This window comes from Streptococcus gwangjuense (assembly GCF_003627155.1).
In the GTDB taxonomy this organism is placed as follows: domain Bacteria; phylum Bacillota; class Bacilli; order Lactobacillales; family Streptococcaceae; genus Streptococcus; species Streptococcus gwangjuensis.
On the sequence record NZ_CP032621.1, the window covers coordinates 1,359,249 to 1,385,714 of the forward strand.

Below are 26,466 nucleotides of genomic sequence, written 5' to 3' on the forward strand. Positions count from 1 at the left end.
GACACTATGCGCTTTTTACTTTTAAAGACTTTCCCCCAACCTCTTTTCTAATGTTGATGCCCGTGGGGCTGCTCTAAAGCTGTTACCTTTCGCTTATGTTGCGCATGATTGCTTTGACTGGTGTCCACTTCGATGGTAATATTCTGCACACCTCTTTCTTCTAAGAGCTGACGTACTTGACTCTTTGTTTCCGTCATCTGATCCCAATCTTCTAAACAGAGATGGACAATGGCATTATTTTCCAGACCATCCATGGACCAAATGCTAAGTTGATTGACACTTTTGACATTGGGCAGAGCCTCCAAATCCTTCTCCAAATTACCTGTCTCTAGTCCTTCTGGCACAGCATCCAAGAAAATCTTGAGTGTAGACCAAAAACGTGGAATAGCTTTTGTTAGAATGAAGATAGAAATGACAAGAGATAAGAGTGGATCAAGGATATACCAATCTGTAAATCGGAGGATAATAGCCATTAGAATGACAGCCAACCAACCAAGTGTATCTTCAAAAAAGTGCAGGCTGAGAATTGACTCGTTCTTTGTCTTTCCCTTGCGAACTACTAGACTAGCTAGCACATTGATACTGACTGCAATAATTCCTAGCCAGAGGATACCTTCATCATTAACGGGCTGTGGATTAAAAAGTTTAGTTATATTTTCCAAAATCACTAGGATGGATCCTGTGATAAGAATCACAGCAGTCACTAGGGCCCCTAAAAGACTAAATCGCTTGTAACCCAAGGTGTACTGCCTATCTTCTTCTCTATTTGAGATTGTTTCTAAAAAGGCCGATATGCCAATAGCTATAGCATCTCCCAAGTCATGGACAGAATCAGCAAGAACAGCACTCGAACCGAAGATTCCTCCTGCGATAAACTCAACAATAGCATAGCTTAAATTTAAGAAAAAAGCTGCCCAAACAGTATATTTTGCCTTCATCTTTCTCATTCCTTTGTTATAATAGATTTATGAACACCTTGTTCATTATCATTATCCACTAAAACTCAAAGAAAGGATAGAAGCAAAATGTCAGCTTTATTCAGTTCTGAACAATTTGCCCCAAGTGTCCATATGACTACCATTGACCGCCGTATCAGCAAAACAAAAAAAGCCATCTATCAAGCTTTTCTACAACTTTTGAACGATAAGGGCTACGAATCCACTACAGTTCAGGATATCATTGACCTCGCAGATGTGGGACGTTCCACCTTTTACTGTCACTATGAGAGCAAGGAACTACTTCTGGACGAACTTTGTCGCTACCTCTTCCATCACCTCTTTGAAAGAGAGCAATCCATTTCAACCGAGGACTACCTCGCCCACCTCTATCTCCATTTTCAGAAAAACCAAGACCATATCACCAGTCTGCTATTTTCCAAAAATGACTACTTCCTCCGTCAACTCCAGAGAGAGCTAGAACACCATATCTATTCCGTGATGGCTGATGATTTAAAAGAAGCTCACCCCAGTCTGCCTGCCTCTTATCTCCAACACTTGGTCGTGTCCAACTTTATCGAGACATTAACCTGGTGGCTCAAAAAAGGACAAGATTTTACAGACCAGGAAGTTGTCCAATTTTATCTAGACCTTCTCATTCCTAAAAATTGAATACAGAGTAGAACTCAGTTACCTTATTTCTAGGTTACTGAGTTTTTTATCTTTTCAACAAGAAAAGAGGATACGCCAATCCTCTTTTTCATAATATAAAATCCTTTATTATCAACTCTATCTGTTTTATCCCAAAACCTAAAACATCTTTTCCTAGTTAGGTAAATCCGTATTCTGCTTAGCTGCCTTGCTCCACTGGTACCAACCAACTAGACTGTTAATGAGATAAATTAGATATTTCCCTTGAATTTGCAGGCTTTCTCCCCACCAGAGATAGATTGAAAAGACATTGGTAGCTGCCCAGAATATCCACTGTTCACGGTAAACGGCTGTCATGAGGATTTGCCCTACCCCATTGAATGGGAACAGCGTAAGTTGGGAGACGAAGTTCGAATAGTGATGGGACAGTCTCCTAATTCAGAAAATTATACTGATGATCCTAATGGGCGCTAAAAATGCAAAGACCTATGAAGACCTATTTTGTATTAGTCAAACAAAAAATCCAAAAGAAATGGTATATGATTATGACCATGAAACAAAGTAAAATCAAACCGAATGATCTGAGGAAGCACCCGATGATCATGAAACGTTATTAAACACAAAAGTCACCCATGTGAGTTCTTGCCAGAAGCTGAAGTTAATCCTTCAACCTGGAAAACCCGCAGAGGTGACTTTTTCTATACATCTCGATTTTTCTGGCAATAATCATTAACCGATAAATATGTCTGTGAATCACCCAGCGACTCCGCTATGTCCATAATCCGCGGTGGCAGTAACCCCACTCGCTGGACAAGTTCGTGATTGCTGAACAATTCCCGTGGACTGCCGGCGAAGCCAAACTTCCCGTGTTCCATAACATACACCGACTCAAACTCGGCGGCGACCCAATCCATGTCATGGGTGATGGTCACAACTTGGTGGCCCGAATCAGCCAACTGATGGAAAATTGCGGTCAACTTGCGCCGGCTTTCCCAATCAAGCGACATCATCGGCTCATCAAATAAATAAATCGCCGGATCCACTGCCAAAACTGTGGCAACGCTCAACAGCTTGCGTTCCGACAATGACAGGTCATATGGACTTTCAGCTGTTTTATCATCCAAGCCAACTCTTTTTAGAGCCGCTAAAGCCCGCCTCGTAATCGTGTCGTGGTCATCCATGACCTGCGCGACATTCCACTCCACCTCTCGTTGAACGGTCGGGTTGAAAAGCTGATCGTCAGGATTCTGAAAAGTAATCCCAACCTTCAGTAACTTTTCGACTGGTTTAAGATCATTAAAATTTTCTCCATCGATCTTAATCACACCGGTTTGTGGTGTCAGCAAGCCCGTCAACAATTTGAAGAGCGTTGATTTGCCGGCACCATTTTGGCCGACAATCGCCACCATCGGATCGGCGAAGTGTTTGTCTTCAACATCCAAGCTAAAGGACCGTTCCGGATAAGTGAACGTCAGGTGGCTCAGTTCAATTGTGGACATAACGAACCTCCTTCAGATCAGCGTAATTCACCGGATACCGGCCATCAGCCAAGTGCCAATCCATTTTTTGAGCAAGTTGCTGGATTGTAGGGGCTGGAATCTGCCAGTCAGCTGCCAAATGATTAAACACCTCACCCGGCCTGCCCTGGGCTACCATTTGACCCTCATGCAGCACCCACACAACGTCGGCGACTTCGCACAAATCGTCAATTTCACTGGTGACAATGAAGACAGTCGTCTCTTTGACTTGGGCCAGCCATTGGAAAAATTGTCGGCGGCCAAGGGGATCCATTTGACTGGTCGGATCATCCATAATCAAAACAGCCGGGTTAGCCGCAATCGCCGTGGCAATTGCCAACCGCTGGATCTGACCACCGGAAAGGCTCTCGGGACGCAAATTAAGCTGTTCAATCAGCCCCATTTGCGTGGCAACTTCTTCAACCCGTTTTTGAATCAGTCCTTCAGCCATTCCCTGATTAATCAAGTCAAAAGCGATTTCATCGGCAACCGTGTCTGCCAACCCGCTTAGTTGGCCAGCTGGATTTTGCAGTACAACTCCATTCATGGCATTATAAACGGGCCAATTGTCGGACACTCGCTGGCCAAACATGTGCCAATCGCCCTCAATCTCAGCAGACACAATTTTGGGAATGACCCCTGCCAGCACACGGCACAAAGTCGATTTGCCGGAGTGGCTATTCCCGATAATCCCAACCACCTGGCCGGTATGAACCTCCGCGTTAATCTGACGCAGTTGTGGTTGCTCAGTACCCGGATAACGGGTGGTCAAATTTTCAATTACAATCCGTTTATCTTCGTCCATATCTTCCACCCAATCAATAAAATTGCCAATCCAGTCAGACCAATGTGCAGCGTCCGCGACAGGCGATACACGCGCTGGGAGGTTCTGACAGTCCGGTTAAGATTATCAAAACCTCTCAGTTGGAGAGAAATCGACCGCGTCATCGATTGATCCAAGGTCTTAATCACCAATGGAATTAGAACCGGCAGGACTGACTTTAATTTCTGAATCAACGTTTTTTGCGGATTGGTTCCGCGAACTTTTTGTGCCTGCTGGATTTTCCGCATATTGCGCATCATTTCCGGCAAAATATAACACACCGACATCAGAACGTAGACGGTTTTATAAGACAATCCGGACAGTTCCAAATAGGCCGCGTTTTCTGAAATACTCGTGATCACCATAAAAAAGCCACTGGTCAAAATAATCACCAATACTCGACAACCCAGAGTGGTGGCGTAAATCAGGCCTTCTTTGTAGAACGACACCCCAAGCACAGAAAACAGCACAGTTTGATTCCGACTGTAAAATAACCCTTGGATGATCAGCATGGTGCAAATCAGAAACAGGCTGAATCCCAGCGCCTTAAAGGTGGTAGAACTCAATTTGGAAAATAACAATAGCAGTGTTGCGACAAGAATTAATCCGGCCTGAAGCAATAAATTCATACTGGCAAAGCTCAACAACGTCATGTCCAAGATGAACAAGAGCTTAGTAATCGGATCGATCACCTGGTACCACTTGAGCTTGACCCGTGGCGCTCCAGAAATCAATGTTTTATCAGTCATCATTTATCATCGCTAAAGAAGTGCACCATCCGCTTCGGCAGCTGACGATAGATGAAGAATGACAGGTAGGCCACGCAGACTTTATCCAAAATATCCAAGACAAACTCATCGGTAAATGAGGCCAGCCACACTGGTGCATGATTGGCGACCATTACCGCAAACAATGAGTCACCCCAAGCGATACCGGTCTGACCACCCCAAAAGATGACGTTGAGTGGCGTTGAAATGACAGCTGAAACGATGGCAATAATAATAGCAGAAACAAATACTCGTCGCGCTGACGAGAACCACCCATTGGCGTGCAAAACTCCGACAGCAATCCCAATTCCGATGCTGGTAATCGCATACACGGTTGAAATTGGCGATAAGGTCAGCCCATAGATCACGTTGTTGATGAAACCACTAATGGCACCGGCAACCGGCCCAGCCAACATGCTGGTAAGAAAGGTTCCCAAAGACCCCAGCCAAACGGGCAACTTTAACCCCTCCGCCAAGGCTTTGGCAACATAGTTAATCCCCACGGCAGCGGGAATCAAAGTCATGGTGGCAGCACTTAACTTAAATTTCCACATACTGGTACGATGAATCGGTTCTGTTTTCATAATCTTCTCCTTTTGTTTTTAAAGAGCCGTGTCTGGATAGACTTTCGGACGCAACGCTCTATTAGATAATGAACTGTCTATACACATGATTTCTAGCCTTAGTCGACATGAGCTGAAAATCCTTGTTTGTTAAGTAGTTCACAACACATTATACACCTATTTTATGAATAGCCAAGTGTCTTTACAGTTAAATTTGCAAATTCCTGAAAATTTTCTCTTATTTTCCATTTTAAATGACATTTAGTAACTCTAATACCAAAAAAGCCCAGACGACATTGTCTGAGCATTCTTCTATATAGTCGTTTAACCAAATTGAGTCTAGCTTCTCAACCTATTTCTTCAACAAACCTTGTTCTTGTAGAAACTCCTTGGCTACTTGTTCTGCTGACTTACCTTCAACACCAACTTGGTAGTTGAGCTGGCTCATCTGGCTTTCAGTAATTTTACCAGCCAATTTATTGAGAACTTTTTCCAACTCAGGATGTTTCTTGAGAAGAGCTTCTTTCATGAGTGGTGCCCCTTGATAAGGTGGGAAAAGTTGCTTGTCATCTTCCAAGACCTGCAAATCATAACGCGCCAACTCCGCATCAGTCGAATAGGCATCCGTGATTTGAATATCACCTGACTGAATCGCCTGATAGCGAAGGGCTGGTTCCATGGTCGCTACATTGAGATTGAGACCATACATTGATTGCAAGCCCTTATTGCCATCTTCACGATCATTAAACTCGAGAGTAAAGCCTGCCTTCAACTGTCCTTCCACTTTTTTCAAGTCCGAAATAGTCTTCAAACCATATTCTTGAGCAATCTTTTTCGGAACAGCTACAGCGTAGGTATTTTGATAAGACATAGGTTTGAGATAGGCTAGATGATCCTGTTTGGCAATACCATCACGCGCTACATCATAAACCTGCTCTGGCTCATGACTCACTTTTGGTGATGGTTGAAGCAAACTTTCAGTTACCGTACCCGTAAATTCAGGATAGATGTCAATATCGCCTTTTTTCAGAGCTTCATAGAGAAAGCTTGTTTTCCCAAAATTCGGTTTAATAGTCGCAGTCATACTGGTATTTTCCTCAATCAGCAACTTATACATATTGGCCAAAATTTCTGGTTCTGGACCCAATTTCCCAGCAATCACCAAATTTTCTTTCTCTTTTTGAGCCAAGAGGGCTGGACTATAAGACAGACCGAGCAATATTGTCACCAAGGCAAAACCAGAGAAAATCGTCCGCAATTTTGCTTTTTCCATCACTTTTAATAGTAAGTTAAAGGCAATAGCCAGCACTGCAGAAGAAAGGGCCCCAATCAAAATCAGACTGGCATTATTACGGTCAATTCCCAAAAGGATAAAGGAACCTAGTCCCCCTGCACCAATCAAGGCCGCCAAGGTGGCCGTACCGATAATCAAAACGGCCGCCGTGCGAATCCCAGACATAATGACAGGCATGGCAAGTGGAATTTCAAACTTCTTGAGGCGCTCCCACCTAGTCATCCCAAAGGCAATCCCAGCCTCTTGCAGACTTGGATCAATTCCCTTCAACCCAGTGATGGTATTTTGTAAGATCGGGAAAATCGCATAAATCACTAGCGCTGTTAAAGCCGGCAAGGTTCCAATTCCCATCAAGGGGATAAAGAGCCCCAACAAGGCCAGAGACGGGATAGTCTGGAAAATCCCTGCAATCTGCAAGACCCAGTCGGCCAACTTCTCATGATAGCGGAGATAAACAGCCAAGGGAATCGCGATAAAAATAGCCAACAACAAGGTCAAAAGTGACAACTGCAAATGTTGAGATAGAGCTGTCAACCAATCACTAAAACGATCCTGAAAAGTTGCAATTAAATTAGTCATGAACACTACCTCCAAACAAGTCTGCTACAAAGTCTGTTGCAGGAGCTTTTAAAATCGTCTCGGGATTCGCCACCTGACGAATCTCTCCATCCTGCAAAACAGCAATACGGTCCGCCAATTTCAGAGCTTCATCCGTATCATGGGTAACAAAAATCGTTGTCATCCCAAACTCTTTATGCAATTCTTTCGTCAAAACCTGCAACTGTTTTCTCGAAATTGCATCCAAGGCCGAAAAAGGTTCATCCATGAGAAGAATCTTAGGCTGACCAATCATAGCACGGACAATACCAACCCGCTGTTGCTCCCCACCAGATAATTCACTAGGCAAACGATGCCCATACTCAGCCACTGGTAAGCCAACCTTAGCCAAAAGCTCCTCAGTTTTCTTAGCAATTTCTTCCTTAGTCCATCCCTTCATCTCAGGAATCAGGGCAATATTTTCCTCAACCGTTAGATTGGGAAAGAGAGCAATAGCCTGTAAAACATAACCAGTAGAAAGACGAAGTTCACGCTCATCATAGTCTTTGATACGCTTGCCATCCATATAAATATTTCCATCAGTCGGTTCCAAGAGGCGGTTGACCATCTTAATCATGGTCGTCTTACCTGATCCAGATGGACCAACTAAAACCATAAACTCGCCATTCTCAATTCGTAAATTGACATCTCTCAAGATATCTTTTTCTGTGTAGCGTAAAGCTACATTTTTGTATTCAATCATTCTGTATCCTCAATTTAAAACTTCCCTCGATTGGTCAAGTCTTCTACCTTAGGCATGACTTCCTTATTGTCCCAATGCTCCACAATTTTCCCGTTTTCTAGACGGAAGATATCATACTGGACATAGGCAACTCCACCAATCTGAGTCTGACCATAGCTAACCACATAGTTTCCTTGTCCTAAGAGTTTAAAAACAAAGTCAAAAGTGGTCTTTACTTATAAACAGCTAATTTGCTCCATTTTAAACCTCATTTTCCTCCTCTTTCAGATTAGCCAAAATTCTTTCTTGAAAGGCTTCAAACTGACGAATTTCTTCCTCTGAAAATCCTTTGTAAAAAATCGTATCCAATTTCTGACTGACACGATGCCCCACTTCTTTCTGAGACTGCCCCAACTCTGTTAAAACCAAATACTTCTTACGCTTATCTTCTCCACATGGACTAATAGTTACAAGATTTTGTTCCTCTAGCTTTTTTATCATAGTCGTCAGCGTATTATTAGCAAGTCCAGTCGCCAAAGCAATATCTGTCGCAGTTGCACAGCCAGTTTCACTATTCCATAAAACCGCTAAAATCTTTCCCTGCTCACTCCGATAAAGAGCTTCAGGGTCTTGGCTCAGTAACCTTTGAAAAATCCGCCCATTCAATAAACGAATATGATGAGCTAGCAAATGACTATCTTTCATGACACCTCCAATTTATTTCGATATCGAAACGAATAAAGTAATTGTAACACTCATTATTCTAACTGTCAACTATTTCGATTTAGAAATAATTTTTCCCAATAAAAAAATCTCCTACTCAAGGTAGAAGATTTCAATCTTATAAACTTAATCCGTCATGTCCGATACCAAAGTTCGACGTTCCAATGGAATGCTGCACATAACTAGCAAGAAAATGAAACCTGACTGAATCCAGAAGAGGGCCAAGTCAAAGATTCCGTGTACAGCAACCACTGTAAGAAAAGATAGATAAAGACCAATAATCGGACGTTTCCCCGACTCCTGACTCATATCCATCATCAAGCGAACAGGAGCCACAGAAGACAAAACTAGTAAAATGGTCCCCACAATTCCGTAACTCAGAATCGTATCGATATAAAGACTGTGAGCATGTTCATGATAAGGAGCATGTATCCGAGGATAAGAGTGCATATAGGTTAATGGCCCCTCACCCCAAAAAGGATTTTGCTTAAATAAGGCCATCCCAGCATCCCAGATAGAAATCCGTTCTTCCATAGAAGAGTCTAAAGTCCCCATCCGAACTCCTAAATCACTGGAAAAAAGGAAACTCAAGCCAATCGCAAAGACCCCAATACTAAGCCAAAAGGCCTTCCAGTTTTTAATGGTCGTAAAGAGATAGATAATGGCTCCAGCGATAATAGCAGGAAAGGCAGTTCGATTTTGCGTAAAGTTCAAACCGAAGAGATTACCAAAGCCTGCAATCACACAGAATACTTTCAACCAATTCAACTTGGTCGTTGTAAACAGATAGAAAGCAATCATGATACAGAAACAACAAATAATTCCATAATAATTAGGATTAAAGAAGGTCACTTCTGCACGATTCTGATGCCACACCTGCATATTGGGTGAAAGAAAAGCATAGTTGAATTTCTTCACAATTTGGAAATGTTCTAAACTCGCAAAAGCAGCTGACAAGACGCTACCAAACAAGACGAGCTGCAAAATCAATCGAAAGAATTTATGTGATAAAATCGACTGATAGTGCAAAAAGAAAACAGTAAATAGAAAAATTCCTACTGAAGCCACAACTCCCATCCAATTTTGTGCAAAAACGGATATAACAGTACTATAGCCAAGAAAAAGAAGCAGCATCGGATGCTCCCCCATTTTCTGAAGAATACTTTTCATGTCTCCTGTAAAAATCAAACTAATAATATATAAACAGAATACAACTACAAAAAGATAAAAGGGTAAAAAGATACTCAGGATAATTCCCAATAAAATCAGCTCTTTACTAGACAACCCTTTCAGCTTTTCAATAAAGCCTATTGATTTCAAAACGAATCCTTTCTCTCCAAATCAATTGATTCAGATAATAGTAAGCTACCCTTTATTGTACCACTTTTTTAGCAATTTGAAAACAAAGGAAACGTTTACTAGGTAAAAAAGGGAGCAAAAATACTGATATTTCAAAACTCAAACTTAATGACTAGATTTACTATAAGAAAATCATACCGTAAAGACTAGGTATATGTTAAAATAGTAGTAATATAATAAGATTTTGACCAACTACCCAAACTATATTTAAATCATTTACAATTTCTAAAGAAAGGAAACACTATGAAATCATACCAAGCCGTCTACCAAATTCTAGCTAAAGAAACCGATTATATCAGCGGAGAAAAGATTGCAGAAGAACTATCACTGACTCGAACATCAATTTGGAAAGCCATCAAGCGTTTAGAACAAGAAGGCATTGAAATTGATAGTATCAAAAACAAAGGCTATAAACTGGTGAATGGAGACCTTATTCTTCCAGAACTTCTAGAACAAAATCTTCCAATTAAAATCAGTTTTAAACCCGAAACAAGATCAACACAACTCGATGCAAAAGAAGCAATTGATTTAGGAAATGAAGCAAACACCCTCTATCTAGCTTCCTATCAAACAGCTGGTCGAGGCCGTTTTCAACGTTCTTTCTACTCACCCCAAGGTGGCATTTATATGACACTCCATCTTAAACCCAATCTCCCATATGACCAATTACCATCCTACACACTACTTGTAGCAGGAGCTATCTACAAAGCCATTAAGAACCTAACTTTAATAGATGTCGACATAAAATGGGTCAATGATATCTACCTCAAAAATCATAAAATTGGAGGAATCCTCACTGAAGCAATGACCTCTGTAGAAACTGGCTTAGTCACAGATATCATTATTGGAGTAGGAATCAACTTTACTATTAAAGACTTCCCTCAAGAATTAAAAGAAAAAGCTGCTAGTTTATTTAAAGTACCAGCACCTATAACAAGAAATGAATTAATCATAGAGATCTGGCGTGCTTTCTTCGAAACACCTGCAGAAGAGCTATTATACCTATACAAAAAACAGTCCTTCGTTCTAGGAAAAGAAGTGACTTTTACACTAGATCAAAAAGACTACAAAGGACTTGCTAAAGATATCTCAGAAAATGGCAAACTTTTAGTTCAATGTGATAACGGAAAAGAAATATGGCTCAATAGCGGAGAAATTTCACTCAAGAGTTGGAAGTAGTAATAAACAAGCAAAACCATAAAATCAACAATATATATAAATTTTAGTATTTCTTCAGCCCCATACAGTTGACAAAGAGCGCAAAAAAACTTCAGATAAGTAATCCAATTAAGTTTTACAAATCTGAAGTTTTTATTCTACTATTCTTAAAAATACAAAAAAAGAGTTATAAACTCTCAATAAAACGGAGAATAAGGGATTCGAACCCTTGCGCCAGTTACCCGACCTAACGATTTAGCAAACCGTCCTCTTCAGCCTCTTGAGTAATTCTCCTATTAATGGGCACGAGTGGACTCGAACCACCGACCTCACGCTTATCAGGCGTGCGCTCTAACCACCTGAGCTACGCGCCCAAGTTAAAAACTTGGTAATTTGAACAAAGTTCAAAGCGGGTGACGAGAATCGAACTCGCGACAACAGCTTGGAAGGCTGTAGTTTTACCACTAAACTACACCCGCATAAATACTATAAATAAAAATGGCGCGAGACGGAATCGAACCGCCGACACATGGAGCTTCAATCCATTGCTCTACCAACTGAGCTACCGAGCCTTATTGCGGGAGCAGGATTTGAACCTACGACCTTCGGGTTATGAGCCCGACGAGCTACCGAGCTGCTCCATCCCGCGTTAATACAAAAGGAGGATGTGGGATTCGAACCCACGCACGCTTTTACACGCCTGACGGTTTTCAAGACCGTTCCCTTCAGCCGGACTTGGGTAATCCTCCATACTATTCAAATGGACCTTGTAGGACTTGAACCTACGACCACTCGGTTATGAGCCGAGAGCTCTAACCAGCTGAGCTAAAGGTCCAACAAGATCATTATAGCGGCGAAGGGGATCGAACCCCCGACCTCCCGGGTATGAACCGGACGCTCTAGCCAGCTGAGCTACACCGCCATATATCGGGAAGACAGGATTCGAACCTGCGACACCTTGGTCCCAAACCAAGTACTCTACCAAGCTGAGCTACTTCCCGAGTTAAATAGAAAAATGCACCCTAGAGGAGTCGAACCTCTAACCGCCTGATTCGTAGTCAGGTACTCTATCCAGTTGAGCTAAGGGTGCTCATTATATTATGCCGAGGACCGGAATCGAACCGGTACGATCGTTACCAATCGCAGGATTTTAAGTCCTGTGCGTCTGCCAGTTCCGCCACCCCGGCCTCTCTAAGCGAACGACGGGATTCGAACCCGCGACCCCCACCTTGGCAAGGTGGTGTTCTACCACTGAACTACGTTCGCACTGTTTTCTTCTATCTAAAAATGCCGGCTACATGACTTGAACACGCGACCCTCTGATTACAAATCAGATGCTCTACCAACTGAGCTAAGCCGGCTCATTTATTATATCTTAATGCGGGTTAAGGGACTTGAACCCCCACGCCGTTAAGCGCCAGATCCTAAATCTGGTGCGTCTGCCAATTCCGCCAAACCCGCATATATGACCCGTACTGGGCTCGAACCAGTGACCCATTGATTAAAAGTCAATTGCTCTACCAACTGAGCTAACGAGTCTAAAATAACTTCCGTTATCTTAAACGGTCCCGACGGGAATCGAACCCGCGATCTTCGCCGTGACAGGGCGACGTGATAACCGCTACACTACGGGACCTATGGGAGTTAACGGGATCGAACCGCTGACCCTCTGCTTGTAAGGCAGATGCTCTCCCAGCTGAGCTAAACTCCCTAGAGCTAAGCGACTTCCATATCTCACAGGGGGCAACCCCCAACTACTTCCGGCGTTCTAGGGCTTAACTTCTGTGTTCGGCATGGGTACAGGTGTATCTCCTAGGCTATCGTCACTTAACTCTGAGTAATACCTACTCAAAATTGAATATCTATTCAAACTAAGAAAACCGTTCGCTTTCATATTCTCAGTTACTTTGGATAAGTCCTCGAGCTATTAGTATTAGTCCGCTACATGTGTCGCCACACTTCCACTTCTAACCTATCTACCTGATCATCTCTCAGGGCTCTTACTGATATAAAATCATGGGAAATCTCATCTTGAGGTGGGTTTCACACTTAGATGCTTTCAGCGTTTATCCCTTCCCTACATAGCTACCCAGCGATGCCTTTGGCAAGACAACTGGTACACCAGCGGTAAGTCCACTCTGGTCCTCTCGTACTAGGAGCAGATCCTCTCAAATTTCCTACGCCCGCGACGGATAGGGACCGAACTGTCTCACGACGTTCTGAACCCAGCTCGCGTGCCGCTTTAATGGGCGAACAGCCCAACCCTTGGGACCGACTACAGCCCCAGGATGCGACGAGCCGACATCGAGGTGCCAAACCTCCCCGTCGATGTGAACTCTTGGGGGAGATAAGCCTGTTATCCCCAGGGTAGCTTTTATCCGTTGAGCGATGGCCCTTCCATACGGAACCACCGGATCACTAAGCCCGACTTTCGTCCCTGCTCGAGTTGTAGCTCTCGCAGTCAAGCTCCCTTATACCTTTACACTCTGCGAATGATTTCCAACCATTCTGAGGGAACCTTTGGGCGCCTCCGTTACCTTTTAGGAGGCGACCGCCCCAGTCAAACTGCCCGTCAGACACTGTCTCCGATAGGGATCACCTATCCGGGTTAGAGTGGCCATAACACAAGGGTAGTATCCCAACAACGTCTCCTTCGAAACTGGCGTCCCGATCTCATAGACTCCTACCTATCCTGTACATGTGGTACAGACACTCAATATCAAACTGCAGTAAAGCTCCATGGGGTCTTTCCGTCCTGTCGCGGGTAACCTGCATCTTCACAGGTACTAAAATTTCACCGAGTCTCTCGTTGAGACAGTGCCCAAATCATTACGCCTTTCGTGCGGGTCGGAACTTACCCGACAAGGAATTTCGCTACCTTAGGACCGTTATAGTTACGGCCGCCGTTTACTGGGGCTTCAATTCATACCTTCGCTTACGCTAAGCACTCCTCTTAACCTTCCAGCACCGGGCAGGCGTCACCCCCTATACATCATCTTACGATTTAGCAGAGAGCTGTGTTTTTGATAAACAGTTGCTTGGGCCTATTCACTGCGGCTGACGTAAAGTCAGCACCCCTTCTCCCGAAGTTACGGGGTCATTTTGCCGAGTTCCTTAACGAGAGTTCTCTCGCTCACCTGAGGCTACTCGCCTCGACTACCTGTGTCGGTTTGCGGTACGGGTAGAGTATGTTTAAACGCTAGAAGCTTTTCTTGGCAGTGTGACGTCACTAACTTCGCTACTAAACTTCGCTCCCCATCACAGCTCAATGTTATAGAACTAAGCATTTGACTCAGTTCACACCTCACTGCTTAGACAGACACTTCCAATCGTCTGCTTTAGTTAGCCTACTGCGTCCCTCCATCACTACATACTCTAGTACAGGAATATCAACCTGTTGTCCATCGGATACACCTTTCGGTCTCTCCTTAGGTCCCGACTAACCCAGGGCGGACGAGCCTTCCCCTGGAAACCTTAGTCTTACGGTGGACAGGATTCTCACCTGTCTTTCGCTACTCATACCGGCATTCTCACTTCTATGCGTTCCAGCACTCCTCACGGTACACCTTCATCACACATAGAACGCTCTCCTACCATACCTATAAAGGTATCCACAGCTTCGGTAAATTGTTTTAGCCCCGGTACATTTTCGGCGCAGGGTCACTCGACTAGTGAGCTATTACGCACTCTTTGAATGAATAGCTGCTTCTAAGCTAACATCCTAGTTGTCTGTGCAACCCCACATCCTTTTCCACTTAACAATTATTTTGGGACCTTAGCTGGTGGTCTGGGCTGTTTCCCTTTCGACTACGGATCTTAGCACTCGCAGTCTGACTGCCGACCATAATTCATTGGCATTCGGAGTTTATCTGAGATTGGTAATCCGGGATGGACCCCTCACCCAAACAGTGCTCTACCTCCAAGAATCTCTAATGTCGACGCTAGCCCTAAAGCTATTTCGGAGAGAACCAGCTATCTCCAAGTTCGTTTGGAATTTCTCCGCTACCCACAAGTCATCCAAGCACTTTTCAACGTGCCCTGGTTCGGTCCTCCAGTGCGTCTTACCGCACCTTCAACCTGCTCATGGGTAGGTCACATGGTTTCGGGTCTACGTCATGATACTAAGGCGCCCTATTCAGACTCGGTTTCCCTACGGCTCCGTCTCTTCAACTTAACCTCGCATCATAACGTAACTCGCCGGTTCATTCTACAAAAGGCACGCTCTCACCCATTAACGGGCTCGAACTTGTTGTAGGCACACGGTTTCAGGTTCTATTTCACTCCCCTCCCGGGGTGCTTTTCACCTTTCCCTCACGGTACTGGTTCACTATCGGTCACTAGGGAGTATTTAGGGTTGGGAGATGGTCCTCCCAGATTCCGACGGGATTTCACGTGTCCCGCCGTACTCAGGATACTGCTAGGTACAAAGACTATTTTAAATACGAGGCTATTACTCTCTTTGGCTGATCTTCCCAAATCATTCTTCTATAATCTTTGAGTCCACATTGCAGTCCTACAACCCCGAAGAGTAAACTCTTCGGTTTGCCCTCCTGCCGTTTCGCTCGCCGCTACTAAGGCAATCGCTTTTGCTTTCTCTTCCTGCAGCTACTTAGATGTTTCAGTTCACTGCGTCTTCCTCCTCACATCCTTAACAGATGTGGGTAACAGGTAGTACCTGTTGGGTTCCCCCATTCGGAAATCCCTGGATCATCGCTTACTTACAGCTACCCAAGGCATATCGTCGTTTGTCACGTCCTTCTTCGGCTCCTAGTGCCAAGGCATCCACCGTGCGCCCTTATTAACTTAACCTTATTTTTTCTGACCTTTCAGTCATAAACTCTTATTAATACTACAGCGTTTTCGGTTTATTTTCTTGTTACTATTTGATATAGATATTCAATTTTCAATGTGCATTACTTGGTGATCTCTCACCAATGGAGCCTAGCGGGATCGAACCGCTGACCTCCTGCGTGCAAAGCAGGCGCTCTCCCAGCTGAGCTAAGGCCCCACAAGACCTCTCAAGACTAAACAAGACCAATGCGCAGTTCCTTATCCTTAGAAAGGAGGTGATCCAGCCGCACCTTCCGATACGGCTACCTTGTTACGACTTCACCCCAATCATCTATCCCACCTTAGGCGGCTGGCTCCTTACGGTTACCTCACCGACTTCGGGTGTTACAAACTCTCGTGGTGTGACGGGCGGTGTGTACAAGGCCCGGGAACGTATTCACCGCGGCGTGCTGATCCGCGATTACTAGCGATTCCGACTTCATGTAGGCGAGTTGCAGCCTACAATCCGAACTGAGACTGGCTTTAAGAGATTAGCTTGCCGTCACCGGCTTGCGACTCGTTGTACCAGCCATTGTAGCACGTGTGTAGCCCAGGTCATAAGGGGCATGATGATTTGACGTCATCCCCACCTTCCTCCGGTTTATTACCGGCAGTCTCGCTAGAGTGCCCAACTGAATGATGGCAACTAACAATAGGGGTTGCGCTCGTTGCGGGACTTAACCCAACATCTCACGACACGAGCTGACGACAACCATGCACCACCTGTCACCTCTGTCCCGAAGGAAAGCTCTATCTCTAGAGCGGTCAGAGGGATGTCAAGACCTGGTAAGGTTCTTCGCGTTGCTTCGAATTAAACCACATGCTCCACCGCTTGTGCGGGCCCCCGTCAATTCCTTTGAGTTTCAACCTTGCGGTCGTACTCCCCAGGCGGAGTGCTTAATGCGTTAGCTGCGGCACTAAACCCCGGAAAGGGTCTAACACCTAGCACTCATCGTTTACGGCGTGGACTACCAGGGTATCTAATCCTGTTTGCTCCCCACGCTTTCGAGCCTCAGCGTCAGTTACAAGCCAGAGAGCCGCTTTCGCCACCGGTGTTCCTCCATATATCTACGCATTTCACCGCTACACATGGAATTCCACTCTCCCCTCTTGCACTCAAGTTAAACAGTTTCCAAAGCGTACTATGGTTAAGCCACAGCCTTTAACTTCAGACTTATCTAACCGCCTGCGCTCGCTTTACGCCCAATAAATCCGGACAACGCTCGGGACCTACGTATTACCGCGGCTGCTGGCACGTAGTTAGCCGTCCCTTTCTGGTAAGATACCGTCACAGTGTGAACTTTCCACTCTCACACTCGTTCTTCTCTTACAACAGAGCTTTACGATCCGAAAACCTTCTTCACTCACGCGGCGTTGCTCGGTCAGACTTCCGTCCATTGCCGAAGATTCCCTACTGCTGCCTCCCGTAGGAGTCTGGGCCGTGTCTCAGTCCCAGTGTGGCCGATCACCCTCTCAGGTCGGCTATGTATCGTCGCCTTGGTGAGCCGTTACCCCACCAACTAGCTAATACAACGCAGGTCCATCTGGTAGTGATGCAATTGCACCTTTTAAGCAAATGTCATGCAACATCTACTATTATGCGGTATTAGCTATCGTTTCCAATAGTTATCCCCCGCTACCAGGCAGGTTACCTACGCGTTACTCACCCGTTCGCAACTCATCCGGAGAAGCAAGCTCCTCCTTCAGCGTTCTACTTGCATGTATTAGGCACGCCGCCAGCGTTCGTCCTGAGCCAGGATCAAACTCTCATTAAAAGTTTGAGTTCTCACTCATTTCTGTCACTGACAGATTTATTGTTTTTTCATTGTTCAGTACTACAACATTAGTTGTAGTGCCCTGCACATTGGTTCGTCTTGTTCAGTTTTCAAAGGTCTTTGTCATTTGCTTCTCTCAAGTGACAACTATATTAGTATATCACAGTCGCTTTCGCTTGTCAACACTTTTTTGAAACTTTTTTAAACTTTTTTCATCAAGTGTTTCATCTGCAACATACCATAGTCCGTACGGGATTCGAACCCGTGTTACCGCCGTGAAAAGGCGGTGTCTTAACCCCTTGACCAACGGACCAGAGTTGTTATTTTCAACTCTTACTATTATACCGACTTTTTCAAACTTGTCAACTACTTTTTTAAACTTTTTTAATTAATTTTACCACTGCTTCAGTTCGAGCGGTGTGTGGGAACATATCGACCGACTGGATATAATGGAGATCATAGACTTCTACTAACCTTACCAAATCACGAGCCAAGGTCGAAACATTGCAAGAAATATAGACCATTTTTTCTGGTACATAGGTAAGAATTGTATCTAATAACTTGTCATCCAGACCTGTACGTGGTGGATCTACGATCAGAGCATCTGCTCGGTAGCCTTCCTTATACCAGCGAGGAATAATCTCTTCCGCTGTTCCTGCTTCGTAATGTGTGTTGTCAAATCCCATTCTTTTAGCATTTCGCGTAGCATCTTCAATGGCTTCTGGAATAATATCCATACCTCTTAGTGTTTTAACTTTCTTTGCAAAGGCAAAACCAATTGTTCCAACTCCACAATAAGCGTCAATCAAATGGTCTTCTTTATCAACATCCAACGCTTTTACCGCCTCGCTATAGAGGACTTCTGTTTGTTCAGGATTTAGTTGATAGAATGCTCGAGGGGATAGTGAAAATTCATAATCGAGTACACCTTCTTGAATACTCTCTTGTCCCCAGATAATCTCTGTCTTTTCACCATAAATCTCACTGGTTTTAGCTGTATTTGTATTCACAGCTACTGTCACAACTTCTGGAAAATCTTTAACTAAGTCTTTTACTAGTTGGGTTAAATTAAGCTGACGGTTTGTAACAATAATAATCTGAACCTGTCCAGTCTTTCTTGCTCGTCGGACCATTATCGTTCTAACACCTAGAACTTTTCTCTCATCCGTGATTGGAATCTGGTGATAAGTAAGTAATTCTGCTAGACGATTAGCAATCACTTGGGTTTCCTTGTCTTGTACCAGGCAGTCTTTCAACTCTACTAAATAGTGAGAGTTTTGTGCATACAGACCTGCCTTGACCTGATTTTTAAATTTTCGAGTCTGAAATTGTAACTTAGCACGATAGTACTTGGGTTCCTGCATTCCAATCGTCGGGCGGATTTCATAGTTTTCATATCCTGCAGGGGCAAATTTTTTGAGCGCTTGGTGAAGTAAGTCCGTCTTGAACTCCAGCTGCTTATCATAATGCAGATGCATGATTTGGCAGCCTCCGCATTCATTGTAAATAGTACAAGCTGGGACAACACGGAATTTAGACTTCTTGTTGACCTTCAGTAATTTTGCCTCTACAAAGTTACGTTTAATAGAAGTAATCTGACAATAGATATCTTCACCTTTGAGAGCACCAGGCACAAAGACTAAGGTTTTTTGATAAAAGCCGATTCCCTCACCATTAATTCCCATGCGCTTGATTTTTAATGGTATTTTTTGTTTCACTTTCAGATTCATACCCCTATCTTATCACATTTTGAGTTATAATAGAACTATGAAAATCACAAAACTTGAAAAGAAAAAAAGACTCTATCTGATGGAGCTTGATAATGGCGACAAATGCTATATTACTGAAGATACAATTGTTCGTTTTATGTTATCAAGAGATAAGGTGATAAGCGAAGAAGAATTGAAAGATATTCAGGACTTTGCCCAATTTTCTTACGGTAAGAATCTAGCTCTCTACCACTTATCCTTTAAAGCGCGCACTGAAAAAGAAGTCAGAGAATATCTGAAAAAATACGATATTGATGAAAACATCCTTTCTCAAGTCATTATTAATCTTAAAAAAGATAAGTGGATTAATGATGCTCAGTACGCTTATGCTATCATCAATGCCAATCAACTTTCAGGAGACAAGGGGCCTTATGTACTGACTCAGAAACTAACACAAAAAGGGATTTCAAAATCCACTATAGAAGAGATACTGAAAGAATTTGATTTTTCTGAAGTTGCTCAACGTGTAGCTAATAAACTATTGAAAAAATATGAGGGAAAACTTCCAGCTCGTGCCTTGCAAGATAAGATTATCCAGAACTTGACCAACAAGGGGTTTTCCTATTCTGATGCTAAAAGTGCCTTTGACCAGTTGGATAGTCAAGTTGACCAAGAAACGACTCAGGAACTCATCTTCAGGGAACTTGATAAGCAATATGCCAAGTATGCCCGAAAATATGAAGGATACGAACTTAAACAGCGTTTAACCCAAGTTTTAGCACGAAAGGGCTACGATTTTTCGGATATAGCAAGCGCTCTCAGAGAATATCTTTAATATTTTCATGTAAAATTCACAGATTTTAGGTAATTTTATGGTACAATAGTAAACGATAAACTTACAAATTGTAGAAAGTTGGTTAGTTATGAAGCTTCCAAAAGAAGGCGACTTTATTACAATTCAAAGTTATAAGCATGATGGGAGTCTCCACCGAACTTGGCGGGATACCATGGTACTAAAAACAACAGAAAACGCCATTATTGGTGTCAACGATCATACACTGGTTACCGAAAGTGATGGTCGTCGTTGGGTCACTCGAGAACCGGCTATTGTTTACTTTCACAAGAAATATTGGTTTAATATCATTGCCATGATTCGCGATAATGGAATTTCCTACTATTGCAATATGGCTAGCCCCTACTATCTGGATGAAGAAGCACTGAAGTATATTGATTACGATTTGGATGTTAAAATTTTTACAGATGGGGAAAAACGTCTCTTGGATGTTGAGGAGTACGAGCGTCACAAACGCAAAATGAATTATTCTGATGACTTGGACTATATTTTAAAAGAACATGTCAAAATTCTTGTTGATTGGATTAACAATGGACGAGGTCCTTTCTCAGAAGCCTATATAAACATTTGGTACAAGCGCTATGTAGAACTAAAGAATCGGTAAAGTTGTCAAACTAGGGTGAAAGCCCTAGTTTTTTTATTTGAGAAACCCAGCTTTTCAGCTGGGTTGGTCTCTATATATCTAATTTCGTAACAGTAAATTTGATGTGGGAATAGTCTTTTTCAACATCCTTATCCAGCAAGAACGCTGTGGCATCTTTCTTAACCTGAACCAGGTCAATATTCTGGGCTTGTGCTGCATAGACACATCCACAATAACATTGACGGTAAATGTCATACTCTTCACACATCTCTACCGAACGTTTGTAGCCTTGATTTTTCTTGAAATCGCTGGGAAGATAGTGGGTTGTGTAGATTTTTTGCACATCGATTCCGATGCTGTTAATGGTTTGAGAGTTCTTATGAGGACTGATGGTCAAGGCTGAGCCAAAGTAGTCAAAGCCCAAATCCATAGCCACTTGTGCTGTCTTATCCAGTCGGTAGTCAAAGCAAACCTTGCAACGGTCGCCACCTTCTGGCTCTTCTTCCAGTCCTCTGACTAACTTACGATATTCATTTGGTTCGTAGGGAGCTTCTAGGTACTGAACCGTATTTCCTGTCCGCTCATTAAAATCACTAACAAATTTCTTGGTGACGTAAGCCCGCTTATGGTATTCTGCCTTGGGATGGATATTAGAATTGGCAAAATAGATAGTCACGTCTGCATACTTAGTCAAATATTCTAGAGTATAGGTACTGCAAGGGGCACAGCAAACATGCATGAGAATAGTTGGACGTTGCTCATTTTTCTCCCATACTTGTACCATCTTCTGCATGACACGGTCATAATTAATCTTCTGATTGGGGTTCATCTTGCTCAGAATTTCTTCTACATCGATCATGTTTTTCTCCTTTTTCTAATCTTATTTTATCATATAAGTTAGGAGAGCTCAAATCTATTTAGAAGTGAATAGCATAAAAAGGAGGGGTGGGCATTCCCTCCTTTTGTGTTTTTTATAAGTTTTTTCTATAGAAAGCTTACATCATGCCGCCCATCATGCTTGGATCCATTGCTGGAGCTGGGGACACTGGTTCTGGTTTATTGGCTACGACTGCTTCTGTTGTCAAAATCAAACTAGCTACAGATGCTGCATTTTGTAGAGCTGAACGACTCACTTTAACTGGGTCGATAATCCCTTGATCAATCATGTTAACCCATTCGCCAGTTGCTGCGTTGAAGCCTGTACCAACTTCAGCATTTTTCAAACGATCGATAACGATAGAGCCTTCAAATCCAGCATTGTGGGCGATTTGACGGACTGGTTCTTCCAATGCACGGAGAACAATATTGCGGCCTGTTGCTTCGTCTCCTGTCAATTCCAAATCAGCCACGGCTGGGATAACATTTACAAGGGCTGTTCCACCACCTGCAACGATTCCTTCTTCAACAGCTGCACGAGTAGCGTTGAGAGCATCTTCGATGCGAAGTTTCATTTCTTTCAACTCAGTTTCAGTTGCGGCTCCGACCTTAATAACCGCTACACCACCTGACAATTTGGCCAAGCGTTCTTGCAATTTTTCACGGTCAAATTCAGAAGTTGTGGTTTCGATTTGAGACTTAATAACTGCAACGCGGTGTGAAATCGCTTCAGGATTTCCTGCACCTTCTACGATAACCGTGCTATCTTTGTCCACAGTTACTCTCGCTGCTTGACCAAGGGCTTCAATTGTCGCATCTTTCAACTCAAGACCAAGGTCTTCTGTGATAACTGTTCCGCCTGTCAAGATGGCGATATCTTCGAGCATGGCTTTACGACGATCACCAAAACCAGGTGCCTTAACTGCTACTACGTTGAAGGTTCCACGAATCTTGTTCAAAACAAGAGTTGGAAGAGCTTCGCCATCCACATCATCCGCAATAATCAAGAGTGGACGATTGCTTTGGAGAATGCTTTCTAGTAATGGCAAGATTTCTTGGATATTTGAAATCTTCTTATCAGTAATCAAAATGTATGGATTTTCAAGGTCAGCCACCATTTTCTCGCTATCTGTCACCATGTACTGTGAGAGGTAACCGCGGTCGAACTGCATTCCTTCTACAACTTCAAGTTCTGTTTCCATACCACGTGACTCTTCAATAGTGATGACTCCGTCTTTGCCAACTTTTTCCATGGCTTCAGAGATGTACTCACCAACTTTTTCAGAACGAGAAGATACGGCTGCAACCTGAGCGATAGCTTCTTTGTTGGCAACAGGAATAGCATTGTTTTTCAAGGCTTCAACTGCTGCAGCAACTGCTGTTTCAATCCCACGACGAATTCCGATTGGATTGGCACCTGCTGTGACATTTTTGATTCCTTCACGGACAATTGCTTGGGTCAAAACAGTTGCAGTTGTAGTCCCATCACCTGCGATATCATTGGTTTTTGAAGCCACTTCTGATACCAATTTGGCACCCATATTTTCAAAATGGTCTTCCAATTCGATTTCTTTGGCAATGGTCACACCGTCATTGGTAATCAAGGGTGAACCAAATGATTTTTCAAGAACTACATTACGACCTTTTGGTCCCAAGGTTACTTTAACAGTATCTGCAAGGATATCGACACCACGAACCATAGCTGAACGGGCATCTGATGAAAATTTAATTTCTTTTGACATACTTACTTTCTCCTTCTATTCTTCAATGATAGCCAAGATGTTAGCTTCGCCAACGATGATGTACTTTTCATCGCCGTCTTTGACATCAAGACCTGCGTGGGCTTCAACTAAGACACGATCTCCAGGCTTAACACTTGGAGCTACCAAGTCACCGTTCAAGGTACGAACACCTTGTCCAGTAGCCACAACTTGGGCTGTTTTTGTTTTTTCTTGAGCTGAACCTGCAAGGACAAAACCTCCAACAGTTTGTTCTTTTTCTTCGATTTTCAAGACCACACGGTCTCCTAATGGTTTCAACATCTGTTTTCCTCCATGATGAACTACATATTATTAGCACTCTTTATATATGAGTGCTAATTTATAGTTCTATTGTATCACTTGGTCAGAAATAGTCAAGAAAAAAGTCTGACTTTCTCAAGATAAAAAGCCTGAGACCAACTCAGACTTTTTAATGCTTAAAATGGCAATTCTTCCTCTTCCAAAACCAAATCCGCCAAATCTTGTCCTGCATTATTTTCACGCATGGCACGTTGAGCACGACTTTCCAAGAGTTGGAATCCTGTCACAAGAACTTCAGTCACATAGTTCATCTGACCATTTTTCTCAAAACGACGGGTACGAAGTTCTCCATCCACAGAGATAAGACTACCTTTAGTTGCGTAGCTGGCCAAGCTTTCTGCTAGTTTGCCCCATAGAACCATATTGACAAAGTCAGCTTCACGTTCACCGTTTTGATCTTTATAACGACGGTTCACAGCGATAGTTGCTCGCGCCACTGACTTGTCATTGCTGGTTTTGTGCAATTCTGGTGTAGACGTTAAACGTCCAATCAAGATAACTTTATTATACATATTTTCTTCCTCCTACTTATCTATTCGTAGGAAATCAAAAAAAGTTACAGAAATTTGTAACTTTTCGAGAAAATTTTTTATTTTTTATGAATCATGAAACCTGTCGCCTGTTGATTGGCCATGATGGTCATATCTGTAATCTGCACACGACGAGGTTGACTGGTCACATAGACTACTGTGTCTGCAATATCCTGAGCTTGCAAAGCTTCGATTCCTTGGTAAACGGACGCAGCTCGTTCTTTATCACCGTGAAAACGTACCGTCGAAAAATCTGTTTCGACAATCCCAGGCTGAATGGTTGTAACCTTGATATCCGTTGCGATGGTATCAATTCGCAGTCCATCCGAAAAGGTCTTAACCGCTACCTTGGTAGCTGAGTAAACAGCGGCACCCGCATAGGCGTAGATTCCTGCGGTTGACCCCATGTTGATGATATGTCCTTGATTGGCTTTTACCATTGCTGGCAAGAAACAGCGAGTGACTGCCATCAAACCTTTGACATTGGTATCCAACATAGTTAACATATCCAACTCTTCATAGTCTTGATAAGGTGCTAAACCTAGAGCCAGTCCGGCATTGTTGACCAGAATATCAATCTGACCTATCGTTTCTAGAATACTGGAGCAAACAGTCTTCACCATAGTCATATCCGTGACATCTAGGGGAAAGGTCCAGACGGTTTGATTTGGAAAGACTTCTGCAAACTCCGACTTAAGAGCTTCTAGTCTATCTGTCCGTCGTCCTGTTAGAACGACATTCTCACCCTGCTCCAGATAAGCACGCGCAATCGCTTCACCGATTCCTGATGTCGCACCTGTAATCACTATATTTTTTGCCATCTTATTTCCTTCTAGCTGGTCTATCAGATACTAACAACTTCTTAAGCAGTCCAGTGTTTAGCTGGATCAAATGGAGTTCCAACAACTTGGTCTTCTGATAATTCAATAATACCACGTTTTTGCGGAGCATTTGGCAGATGCAATTCACGAGGGCTACACATCATGCCAAAACTCTTTTCACCACGAAGTTCACCTGGGAAAATGAGGTTTCCTTTTGGCATCATTGCTCCAGGAAGGGCTACAATGGTTTTCAGACCGACACGCGCATTGGGAGCTCCTGCAACGATTTGTACAGTCTTATCACTTGCGACTGCAACTTGGCAGATGTTGAGGTGGTCACTATCTGGATGAGCTACCATCTCGACAATTTCACCAACAACAAACTTAGGTTCCTTGTCATTAACAATTTCCTCTTCAAAAGCTTCCGTTTGTAATTCTTGGTTCAAACGAGCGACTTGCTCATCTGTCAAAAAGACTTGACCGCGCTCTGCAATTTCAAAGAAACTTGAAACTTCGAAAATATTCCACGCCACTGTTTCCCCATTATCTTTGAGAAAAACACGGGCTACCTTACCTTTGCGTTCCACACCCAGTTTAGCATCTCCGCTATTTTTAACGATGACCATAAGGACATCACCGACATGTTCTTTGTTATATGTAAAAATCATTGTTTCTCTTTTCTCCTATTTCAATCCTGCTAAAAAGTCATTAATTTGTTGCTTGCTTTTACGGTCGCGATTGACAAAACGGCCGATTTCCTTGTTCTTTTCTAGAACAACAAGGCTAGGGATTCCGTAAACATCCCAGAGTTTGGCTAAATCCATATACTGGTCTCGGTCCACACGAATAAAGGTGAACTCTGGATTGGTCTCCTCAATTTCTGACAAGGCAGGATAGATATAACGACAATCGCCACACCAGTCCGCTACAAAAAGAAAGACCTTCTTCCCATCTTTTTCTACTAAAGATGCCAATTCTTCTAAACTTGCTGGTTGTATCATAAGACTTCCTCCTCATAGACTAGGTCTTCATTTTCATAGACAAAGGTATAATGACGGCCATCCTCAAAGATTACGCCACCAACCAAGCTCTCCAGACTGCTTTCATAAACTTGAACATAAAGGGTCGCAATTTCCCCCATATCTGAAAAATGCTCTCGCACAATCGCTGTCAACTCTTCCTGAGTCTTCATGAGCTTGCGGTCATCTGCAACTTTTTTCGTAGCAAGGGCAAGGCTCCCAATACCAAGCAGAGCCAGACCTGCCATCCACATTTTTTTAGCTTTCATACCATTCATTTTAACACAAAAAAGGCTTTAGGACAAATGAGGAAGCAGTAG

General features: G+C 43.3%; 22 protein-coding genes, 19 tRNA genes, 3 rRNA genes and 2 pseudogenes. 4 read left to right on the forward strand and 42 right to left on the reverse strand.

Annotated elements, in window-relative coordinates; all coding sequences use genetic code 11:
* Positions 1-47: 47 nt before the first annotated feature.
* Positions 48-938 (reverse strand): cation diffusion facilitator family transporter, encoded by an 891-nt coding sequence (locus D7D53_RS06625; protein ID WP_120770515.1) that lies wholly within the window; start codon positions 936-938, stop codon positions 48-50.
* A gap of 132 nt (positions 939-1,070) precedes the next feature.
* Here D7D53_RS06625 and D7D53_RS06630 point away from each other — a divergent pair, with 132 nt between their 5' ends.
* Positions 1,071-1,607, forward strand: a complete 537-nt coding sequence (locus D7D53_RS06630; protein WP_120770868.1) for a TetR/AcrR family transcriptional regulator — start codon at positions 1,071-1,073, stop codon at positions 1,605-1,607.
* 153 nt (positions 1,608-1,760) lie between these two features.
* Here D7D53_RS06630 and pnuC read toward each other — a convergent pair.
* The 10 genes and pseudogenes from pnuC to D7D53_RS06685 all read right to left on the reverse strand — a co-directional run.
* Positions 1,761-1,964 (reverse strand): annotated as a pseudogene (gene pnuC, locus D7D53_RS06635) (nicotinamide riboside transporter PnuC); the annotation flags it as partial.
* 320 nt (positions 1,965-2,284) lie between these two features.
* On the reverse strand, positions 2,285-3,085 hold the full coding sequence (locus D7D53_RS06645; RefSeq protein ID WP_000103848.1) for an energy-coupling factor ABC transporter ATP-binding protein: 801 nt from the start codon (positions 3,083-3,085) through the stop codon (positions 2,285-2,287).
* Complete coding sequence (locus D7D53_RS06650) at positions 3,072-3,908, reverse strand: ABC transporter ATP-binding protein (protein ID WP_120770517.1); 837 nt, start codon at positions 3,906-3,908, stop codon at positions 3,072-3,074. Before D7D53_RS06650 ends, D7D53_RS06645 begins: the two co-directional genes overlap by 14 nt.
* Positions 3,884-4,675: an energy-coupling factor transporter transmembrane component T gene (locus D7D53_RS06655; protein WP_174705274.1), complete on the reverse strand. Its 792-nt coding sequence runs from the start codon at positions 4,673-4,675 to the stop codon at positions 3,884-3,886. Before D7D53_RS06655 ends, D7D53_RS06650 begins: the two co-directional genes overlap by 25 nt.
* Positions 4,675-5,277, reverse strand: coding sequence for a hypothetical protein (locus D7D53_RS06660; protein WP_033679755.1), 603 nt, complete (start codon positions 5,275-5,277; stop codon positions 4,675-4,677). Before D7D53_RS06660 ends, D7D53_RS06655 begins: the two co-directional genes overlap by 1 nt.
* Positions 5,278-5,608: 331 nt before the next feature.
* Positions 5,609-7,129 carry an ABC transporter permease/substrate-binding protein gene (locus D7D53_RS06665; RefSeq protein ID WP_120770519.1) on the reverse strand — a complete coding sequence of 507 codons (1,521 nt, stop codon included), beginning with the start codon at positions 7,127-7,129 and terminating at the stop codon, positions 5,609-5,611.
* Positions 7,122-7,850, reverse strand: coding sequence for an ATP-binding cassette domain-containing protein (locus D7D53_RS06670; RefSeq protein ID WP_120770520.1), 729 nt, complete (start codon positions 7,848-7,850; stop codon positions 7,122-7,124). Before D7D53_RS06670 ends, D7D53_RS06665 begins: the two co-directional genes overlap by 8 nt.
* A 14-nt stretch (positions 7,851-7,864) precedes the next feature.
* A pseudogene (locus D7D53_RS06675) lies at positions 7,865-8,056 on the reverse strand (nuclear transport factor 2 family protein); the annotation flags it as partial.
* 34 nt (positions 8,057-8,090) lie between these two features.
* Positions 8,091-8,534: a MarR family winged helix-turn-helix transcriptional regulator gene (locus D7D53_RS06680; protein ID WP_049491343.1), complete on the reverse strand. Its 444-nt coding sequence runs from the start codon at positions 8,532-8,534 to the stop codon at positions 8,091-8,093.
* Between the two features lie 144 nt (positions 8,535-8,678).
* A complete protein-coding gene (locus tag D7D53_RS06685; protein WP_120770521.1) occupies positions 8,679-9,872 on the reverse strand; it encodes an O-antigen ligase family protein in 1,194 nt (397 codons plus the stop codon).
* Positions 9,873-10,154: 282 nt separating this feature from the next.
* On the opposite strand from D7D53_RS06685, the gene birA reads away from it, so the two are divergent.
* The gene (birA, locus tag D7D53_RS06690) at positions 10,155-11,090 is read left to right on the forward strand and encodes a bifunctional biotin--[acetyl-CoA-carboxylase] ligase/biotin operon repressor BirA (RefSeq protein WP_120770522.1); all 936 of its coding nucleotides are present in this window, start codon (positions 10,155-10,157) and stop codon (positions 11,088-11,090) included.
* A gap of 185 nt (positions 11,091-11,275) precedes the next feature.
* Here birA and D7D53_RS06695 read toward each other — a convergent pair.
* The 23 genes from D7D53_RS06695 to rlmD form a co-directional block, all read right to left on the reverse strand.
* Positions 11,276-11,363: transfer RNA gene (locus D7D53_RS06695), tRNA-Ser, on the reverse strand.
* Positions 11,364-11,369: 6 nt separating this feature from the next.
* A tRNA-Ile gene (locus tag D7D53_RS06700) sits at positions 11,370-11,443 on the reverse strand.
* 34 nt (positions 11,444-11,477) lie between these two features.
* Positions 11,478-11,548: transfer RNA gene (locus D7D53_RS06705), tRNA-Gly, on the reverse strand.
* 20 nt (positions 11,549-11,568) lie between these two features.
* Positions 11,569-11,641 (reverse strand) — tRNA-Phe (locus D7D53_RS06710).
* A 3-nt stretch (positions 11,642-11,644) separates the two neighbouring features.
* Positions 11,645-11,718 (reverse strand) — tRNA-Met (locus D7D53_RS06715).
* 10 nt (positions 11,719-11,728) lie between these two features.
* A tRNA-Ser gene (locus tag D7D53_RS06720) sits at positions 11,729-11,818 on the reverse strand.
* A gap of 12 nt (positions 11,819-11,830) precedes the next feature.
* Positions 11,831-11,904, reverse strand: a tRNA-Ile gene (locus tag D7D53_RS06725).
* A gap of 13 nt (positions 11,905-11,917) precedes the next feature.
* Positions 11,918-11,991 (reverse strand) — tRNA-Met (locus D7D53_RS06730).
* Positions 11,992-11,996: 5 nt separating this feature from the next.
* Positions 11,997-12,070, reverse strand: a tRNA-Pro gene (locus D7D53_RS06735).
* Positions 12,071-12,085: 15 nt separating this feature from the next.
* Positions 12,086-12,159, reverse strand: a tRNA-Arg gene (locus tag D7D53_RS06740).
* A gap of 11 nt (positions 12,160-12,170) precedes the next feature.
* Positions 12,171-12,256, reverse strand: a tRNA-Leu gene (locus tag D7D53_RS06745).
* A gap of 7 nt (positions 12,257-12,263) precedes the next feature.
* Positions 12,264-12,335 (reverse strand) — tRNA-Gly (locus tag D7D53_RS06750).
* A 22-nt stretch (positions 12,336-12,357) separates the two neighbouring features.
* Positions 12,358-12,430, reverse strand: a tRNA-Thr gene (locus D7D53_RS06755).
* Between the two features lie 18 nt (positions 12,431-12,448).
* Positions 12,449-12,530: transfer RNA gene (locus D7D53_RS06760), tRNA-Leu, on the reverse strand.
* Between the two features lie 5 nt (positions 12,531-12,535).
* Positions 12,536-12,608: transfer RNA gene (locus tag D7D53_RS06765), tRNA-Lys, on the reverse strand.
* Between the two features lie 24 nt (positions 12,609-12,632).
* Positions 12,633-12,705 (reverse strand) — tRNA-Asp (locus D7D53_RS06770).
* Positions 12,706-12,707: 2 nt separating this feature from the next.
* Positions 12,708-12,780 (reverse strand) — tRNA-Val (locus D7D53_RS06775).
* 4 nt (positions 12,781-12,784) lie between these two features.
* A 5S ribosomal RNA gene (gene rrf, locus D7D53_RS06780) occupies positions 12,785-12,900 on the reverse strand.
* Positions 12,901-12,976: 76 nt separating this feature from the next.
* Positions 12,977-15,878: ribosomal RNA gene (locus D7D53_RS06785) — 23S ribosomal RNA — on the reverse strand.
* Between the two features lie 126 nt (positions 15,879-16,004).
* A tRNA-Ala gene (locus tag D7D53_RS06790) sits at positions 16,005-16,077 on the reverse strand.
* 51 nt (positions 16,078-16,128) lie between these two features.
* A 16S ribosomal RNA gene (locus D7D53_RS06795) occupies positions 16,129-17,674 on the reverse strand.
* The 16S, 23S and 5S rRNA genes sit together here with 19 tRNA genes alongside, the layout of an rRNA operon.
* A 241-nt stretch (positions 17,675-17,915) precedes the next feature.
* Positions 17,916-17,987: transfer RNA gene (locus tag D7D53_RS06800), tRNA-Glu, on the reverse strand.
* A 61-nt stretch (positions 17,988-18,048) separates the two neighbouring features.
* A complete protein-coding gene (gene rlmD / locus D7D53_RS06805) occupies positions 18,049-19,404 on the reverse strand; it encodes a 23S rRNA (uracil(1939)-C(5))-methyltransferase RlmD (RefSeq protein ID WP_120770523.1) in 1,356 nt (451 codons plus the stop codon).
* 37 nt (positions 19,405-19,441) lie between these two features.
* On the opposite strand from rlmD, the gene recX reads away from it, so the two are divergent.
* Both recX and ntdP read left to right on the forward strand, forming a co-directional pair.
* The gene (gene recX, locus D7D53_RS06810) at positions 19,442-20,218 is read left to right on the forward strand and encodes a recombination regulator RecX (protein ID WP_120770524.1); all 777 of its coding nucleotides are present in this window, start codon (positions 19,442-19,444) and stop codon (positions 20,216-20,218) included.
* A gap of 88 nt (positions 20,219-20,306) precedes the next feature.
* Positions 20,307-20,840: a nucleoside tri-diphosphate phosphatase gene (gene ntdP, locus D7D53_RS06815; protein ID WP_120770525.1), complete on the forward strand. Its 534-nt coding sequence runs from the start codon at positions 20,307-20,309 to the stop codon at positions 20,838-20,840.
* Positions 20,841-20,910: 70 nt separating this feature from the next.
* Here the strand turns inward: ntdP and D7D53_RS06820 are convergent, their stop codons facing one another.
* The 8 genes from D7D53_RS06820 to D7D53_RS06855 form a co-directional block, all read right to left on the reverse strand.
* Entirely contained in the window at positions 20,911-21,678 is a 768-nt protein-coding gene (locus D7D53_RS06820; protein WP_000567567.1) for an epoxyqueuosine reductase QueH, read from the reverse strand.
* A gap of 136 nt (positions 21,679-21,814) precedes the next feature.
* Entirely contained in the window at positions 21,815-23,437 is a 1,623-nt protein-coding gene (gene groL / locus D7D53_RS06825; RefSeq protein ID WP_120770526.1) for a chaperonin GroEL, read from the reverse strand.
* 15 nt (positions 23,438-23,452) lie between these two features.
* On the reverse strand, positions 23,453-23,737 hold the full coding sequence (gene groES, locus D7D53_RS06830; RefSeq protein ID WP_000917328.1) for a co-chaperone GroES: 285 nt from the start codon (positions 23,735-23,737) through the stop codon (positions 23,453-23,455).
* A gap of 155 nt (positions 23,738-23,892) precedes the next feature.
* A complete protein-coding gene (locus D7D53_RS06835; RefSeq protein ID WP_120770527.1) occupies positions 23,893-24,288 on the reverse strand; it encodes a single-stranded DNA-binding protein in 396 nt (131 codons plus the stop codon).
* A gap of 77 nt (positions 24,289-24,365) precedes the next feature.
* Positions 24,366-25,127, reverse strand: coding sequence for an SDR family NAD(P)-dependent oxidoreductase (locus D7D53_RS06840; protein WP_120770528.1), 762 nt, complete (start codon positions 25,125-25,127; stop codon positions 24,366-24,368).
* Between the two features lie 41 nt (positions 25,128-25,168).
* A complete protein-coding gene (gene ytpR / locus D7D53_RS06845) occupies positions 25,169-25,795 on the reverse strand; it encodes a YtpR family tRNA-binding protein (protein WP_120770529.1) in 627 nt (208 codons plus the stop codon).
* Between the two features lie 15 nt (positions 25,796-25,810).
* Entirely contained in the window at positions 25,811-26,128 is a 318-nt protein-coding gene (locus tag D7D53_RS06850) for a thioredoxin family protein (protein WP_120770530.1), read from the reverse strand.
* Positions 26,125-26,424 carry a DUF4651 domain-containing protein gene (locus tag D7D53_RS06855; protein WP_120770531.1) on the reverse strand — a complete coding sequence of 100 codons (300 nt, stop codon included), beginning with the start codon at positions 26,422-26,424 and terminating at the stop codon, positions 26,125-26,127. The genes D7D53_RS06850 and D7D53_RS06855 overlap by 4 nt, the downstream gene beginning before the upstream one ends.
* Positions 26,425-26,466: the final 42 nt, after the last annotated feature.

Coding starts and splice junctions, on each gene's coding strand:
- D7D53_RS06625 (WP_120770515.1), bottom strand. CDS start 938: ATGAAGGCAAAATATACTGTTTGGGCAGCTTTTTTCTTAAATTTAAGC.
- D7D53_RS06630 (WP_120770868.1), top strand. CDS start 1,071: ATGACTACCATTGACCGCCGTATCAGCAAAACAAAAAAAGCCATCTAT.
- D7D53_RS06645 (WP_000103848.1), bottom strand. CDS start 3,085: ATGTCCACAATTGAACTGAGCCACCTGACGTTCACTTATCCGGAACGG.
- D7D53_RS06650 (WP_120770517.1), bottom strand. CDS start 3,908: ATGGACGAAGATAAACGGATTGTAATTGAAAATTTGACCACCCGTTAT.
- D7D53_RS06655 (WP_174705274.1), bottom strand. CDS start 4,675: ATGACTGATAAAACATTGATTTCTGGAGCGCCACGGGTCAAGCTCAAG.
- D7D53_RS06660 (WP_033679755.1), bottom strand. CDS start 5,277: ATGAAAACAGAACCGATTCATCGTACCAGTATGTGGAAATTTAAGTTA.
- D7D53_RS06665 (WP_120770519.1), bottom strand. CDS start 7,129: ATGACTAATTTAATTGCAACTTTTCAGGATCGTTTTAGTGATTGGTTG.
- D7D53_RS06670 (WP_120770520.1), bottom strand. CDS start 7,850: ATGATTGAATACAAAAATGTAGCTTTACGCTACACAGAAAAAGATATC.
- D7D53_RS06680 (WP_049491343.1), bottom strand. CDS start 8,534: ATGAAAGATAGTCATTTGCTAGCTCATCATATTCGTTTATTGAATGGG.
- birA (WP_120770522.1), top strand. CDS start 10,155: ATGAAATCATACCAAGCCGTCTACCAAATTCTAGCTAAAGAAACCGAT.
- rlmD (WP_120770523.1), bottom strand. CDS start 19,404: ATGAATCTGAAAGTGAAACAAAAAATACCATTAAAAATCAAGCGCATG.
- recX (WP_120770524.1), top strand. CDS start 19,442: ATGAAAATCACAAAACTTGAAAAGAAAAAAAGACTCTATCTGATGGAG.
- ntdP (WP_120770525.1), top strand. CDS start 20,307: ATGAAGCTTCCAAAAGAAGGCGACTTTATTACAATTCAAAGTTATAAG.
- D7D53_RS06820 (WP_000567567.1), bottom strand. CDS start 21,678: ATGATCGATGTAGAAGAAATTCTGAGCAAGATGAACCCCAATCAGAAG.
- groL (WP_120770526.1), bottom strand. CDS start 23,437: ATGTCAAAAGAAATTAAATTTTCATCAGATGCCCGTTCAGCTATGGTT.
- groES (WP_000917328.1), bottom strand. CDS start 23,737: ATGTTGAAACCATTAGGAGACCGTGTGGTCTTGAAAATCGAAGAAAAA.
- D7D53_RS06835 (WP_120770527.1), bottom strand. CDS start 24,288: ATGTATAATAAAGTTATCTTGATTGGACGTTTAACGTCTACACCAGAA.
- D7D53_RS06840 (WP_120770528.1), bottom strand. CDS start 25,127: ATGGCAAAAAATATAGTGATTACAGGTGCGACATCAGGAATCGGTGAA.
- ytpR (WP_120770529.1), bottom strand. CDS start 25,795: ATGATTTTTACATATAACAAAGAACATGTCGGTGATGTCCTTATGGTC.
- D7D53_RS06850 (WP_120770530.1), bottom strand. CDS start 26,128: ATGATACAACCAGCAAGTTTAGAAGAATTGGCATCTTTAGTAGAAAAA.
- D7D53_RS06855 (WP_120770531.1), bottom strand. CDS start 26,424: ATGAATGGTATGAAAGCTAAAAAAATGTGGATGGCAGGTCTGGCTCTG.